This is a genomic window from Hydrogenophaga sp. (genome assembly GCF_041633695.1).
GTDB lineage: Bacteria > Pseudomonadota > Gammaproteobacteria > Burkholderiales > Burkholderiaceae_C > Hydrogenophaga.
Map to the genome: position 1 here is coordinate 1 of NZ_JBFJMY010000473.1, position 3,114 is coordinate 3,114.

Genomic DNA, 3,114 nt, shown 5'->3' on the forward strand with positions numbered 1-3,114 from the left:
CGCTGCGAAAGCCGACCGGGCTTTGGCGCAACTGGTAACCGCCTGAAGGCGCCAACGGCGACAGTTGCGCGGCGGGCGTGCCTTCGCTCAAGGCCACGGTTTCCTCGCGAAAGCGGGCGCGGCCATCGGTGTCGGTGAAGAGAACGGTTTTTGTGAAGTCGGTCATGGTCGTGGGCAGGTGGGGTGGCGGTGCTGGCCGTTGTACCAGATGAGCAGAAAGCCCCGCCCGACGGCCCGCGCACAGTTTGTTGCAAACAACCGTGCACCGGTTTAACCCCATTCGCCCGGCTGGTTCGTTTCAGTGTGCTCCAACCACTTTTTTCAGGAGCCGCCATGACCCCCCGCCCTCTTCATTTGTCTCGCCTTGTCCTGCCCGCCCTCGCCGCCTTGGCCTTGCTCGGCGCCTGGCCCGCCCATGCTGTGGGTCGCCTGGCCGACATCCAGTTGCAGGACCGCGACAGCGGCGAAACCCTGTCGGTGATCCGCCACCGGGGCGAGTACTGGGTCGCAGGGCGGCCGGGTGCGCGCTACGCCGTGGCGGTGCGCAACCGCAGCGGGGGGCGCGTGCTCGGCGTGGTGTCGGTGGACGGTATCAATGTGATTTCCGGTGAAACCGCCGCCTGGGCACAAACCGGCTATGTGCTGGGGCCGTGGCAAGCCTATGCCATCACCGGCTGGCGCAAGAGCGACAGCGAGGTGGCGGCGTTTCACTTCACCGCATCCCCCGCCTCTTACGCGGCGCGCACCGGGCGCCCGGACCACATGGGGGTGATCGGTGTGGCGGTGTTCCGCGAAAAAACGCCGCCCCCGCCACCCCCTGCCGTGATCAGTCCGCGCGAGCGCTTCGAGTCGGACGGCGCCTCATCAGCCGCCGACCGCATGGGCGAAAGCCGTGCCGCGCCCGCGCCTTTGTCGCAAGCACCATCGGGTCTGGCCAAGAGCGAAAGCGAGCGCAGCGATGCCGCCCCGGCGCAAGAGTCGGTCAACGCGGCGCGCCGCATGGCCCAGGCTGCGCCCCGGCTGGGCACCGGCCATGGCGCGCGCGAAGGCTCGTGGGTGGGGCATACCACGTTCGAGCGCCGCAGCGACGAGCCAGACGAACTCATCCGCATCCGCTACGACAGCCTGGCCAATCTCATCGCCATGGGCATCGTTCCCGCCAGCCCCACGCCGCCCCGGCCCAACCCCTTTCCCGGCGGCGTGCAACCCGGCTACGCGCCCGACCCCAACTGAGGCGAACCACAGTGGGCCGGCGGGGCCAGCGCCCATAATCGGGCGCATGGAAGCGGCGACCGCCCCCACCGACGAACAACTCATGCAGGCTTTCGCCACCGGGGATGCCGCTGCTTTTGAATCCCTGTACGACCGCCACGCGCTCGGCCTCTGGCGCTTCGTGCAGCGCAGCGCACACAACCCCGCCCTGGCCGACGACCTGGTGCAAGACGTGTGGTTCAAGCTGGTGCAACAAGCGCCGCAATACCAGGTGCGGGCACGCTTTCGCACTTGGTTGTTCACCCTGGCCCACCACCGCCTGGTGGACCATTGGCGCACCCACAAGCCCCACGCCAGTCTGGATGCCGAAACCGAAGACGGCGCCGCCTTGGCCGACCTGCTGGCCGCCGCTTCGGGCTTTGGCCCGGAACGCCGACTCGAATCGCGCGAACAAGCACAAGCCCTGCTCGACGCACTGGCCGAACTGCCCGCACCGCAACGCGAAGCCTTTTTGCTGCAAGCCGAAGGCGGACTGAGCCTGGACGAGATCGCGCAGACCACCGGCGTGAACCTGCAAACCGCCAAAAGCCGGCTGCGCTACGCCCGCAACCGCCTGCGCGAAACCCTGGAGGCCTTTGCATGAACGCCGACGACCGCGAACCGCCAGACCGCTTGCTGCAGCGCTACCAGGAGGCCAACGCGCACGACCCGGCCCGGCCCGCGCCTGCGCTGCGCGAGGCGGTGCTGGCCCAGGCACGACAGGCCGCAGCGCAGATGCGTGCCCGCGCCGCACACCACGCTGACGACACCGGCAACACCGAAACCGATCGCACCCAACGCCCTGCCGCCAACGACCCGCAGTGGCGCTGGCGTGCGCTGGGCAGTCTGGCGGTGCTGGGCCTGGTCGGTCTGCTGGTGCTGCAATTCGACCGTGGCACGCCCGAGGAACGCGAGGCGGCCTTCGGCACCTCCAGCACACGCCCTGCGATCCCGGCACCCACCACCGCGCCAGCTGCCGCACCAGCCACAGCCGAAACAGACACCGCCGCCGACAACGCATCCGACGCCAGTGCACAAACCACAACCGCAAAAACGAGCGCGGCCCAAGCCGAGCGCACAACCCCCACCGCGCCGCGCCCCCAAGCATTGCCACCGACCCGGCCCGCAGTTGAACAGGCGCCGCCAACAAACACATTCGGCGCCCCGGCCGTGGCGTCCGAACCAACCGCGCGGGCCGAAGCGCCACAGGAGATGCCTTCCCAAGCCAAGCCCACCGCGCCCGCTCCGTTGGCGCGCGAGCGCCTGGGCAGCGGCCCCGCTCTCGCCGAACGCACAACGCCACCCGCTGCAACCGTGAACACAGCCACGGCTTCAGCGCCAGCGGGTTTGGGTGCCAGCGAAGCCACACAAGACCGCGCAATGGCCCCCAGCCGTTTGTCGTCGCGCCCGCCCGCACCGCCCTCGGCGGCCGCGCGCGCCCACGATGGCCGCGAACAGGCAGACCAGAGCGGCGCAACGGGCACCGCCCAGCAAAACCTGCTGCGCCACGCGGCACAAGGCGATCTGGCGGGTGTGCGGGCGGCCTTGGCACAAGGCGCAGAACCCGACAGCGCCGACGCAGCCGGGCGCACCGCACTGATGCGGGCCGCCCAACGGGGCGATCTGGCGGTGCTGCGCGTGTTGCTGGCGGCAGGGGCCAACCGCCGCCTGACCGACCGCGACGGTTTGACCGCCACCGAACTGGCGCGCCAGGCCGGGCAGACCGCCGCTGTGGCCTTGCTGGAACCCACCGAGAACCCGGCGCGGTAGCCCGGGCCTGCGCAGGCTCCTAGGGTCTGTTCACACTATTTTTCCAAGATGCGTTGCGGATCAAAAAGGCCATGCGCAAGGCGCCACATACAA

Annotated in this window: 3 protein-coding genes; all 3 read left to right on the forward strand. The window is 69.6% G+C overall.

Features of this window, described 5'->3' with window-relative positions; all coding sequences use genetic code 11:
- Positions 1-333: 333 nt before the first annotated feature.
- Genes ABYB95_RS20305 through ABYB95_RS20315 form a run of 3 tightly spaced genes read left to right on the forward strand, consistent with a single transcriptional unit; the run spans position 334 to position 3,021 of the window.
- Positions 334-1,233, forward strand: a complete 900-nt coding sequence (locus tag ABYB95_RS20305) for a hypothetical protein (protein WP_372661123.1) — start codon at positions 334-336, stop codon at positions 1,231-1,233.
- A 46-nt stretch (positions 1,234-1,279) separates the two neighbouring features.
- On the forward strand, positions 1,280-1,855 hold the full coding sequence (locus tag ABYB95_RS20310; RefSeq protein ID WP_372661126.1) for an RNA polymerase sigma factor: 576 nt from the start codon (positions 1,280-1,282) through the stop codon (positions 1,853-1,855).
- A complete protein-coding gene (locus ABYB95_RS20315; protein ID WP_372661130.1) occupies positions 1,852-3,021 on the forward strand; it encodes an ankyrin repeat domain-containing protein in 1,170 nt (389 codons plus the stop codon). Before ABYB95_RS20310 ends, ABYB95_RS20315 begins: the two co-directional genes overlap by 4 nt.
- Positions 3,022-3,114: the final 93 nt, after the last annotated feature.

What these genes read in the sequence shown, in the direction of transcription:
- ABYB95_RS20315 (WP_372661130.1), top strand. Translation starts at nt 1,852, where the DNA reads ATGAACGCCGACGACCGCGAACCGCCAGACCGCTTGCTGCAGCGCTAC.
- ABYB95_RS20305 (WP_372661123.1), top strand. Translation starts at nt 334, where the DNA reads ATGACCCCCCGCCCTCTTCATTTGTCTCGCCTTGTCCTGCCCGCCCTC.
- ABYB95_RS20310 (WP_372661126.1), top strand. Translation starts at nt 1,280, where the DNA reads ATGGAAGCGGCGACCGCCCCCACCGACGAACAACTCATGCAGGCTTTC.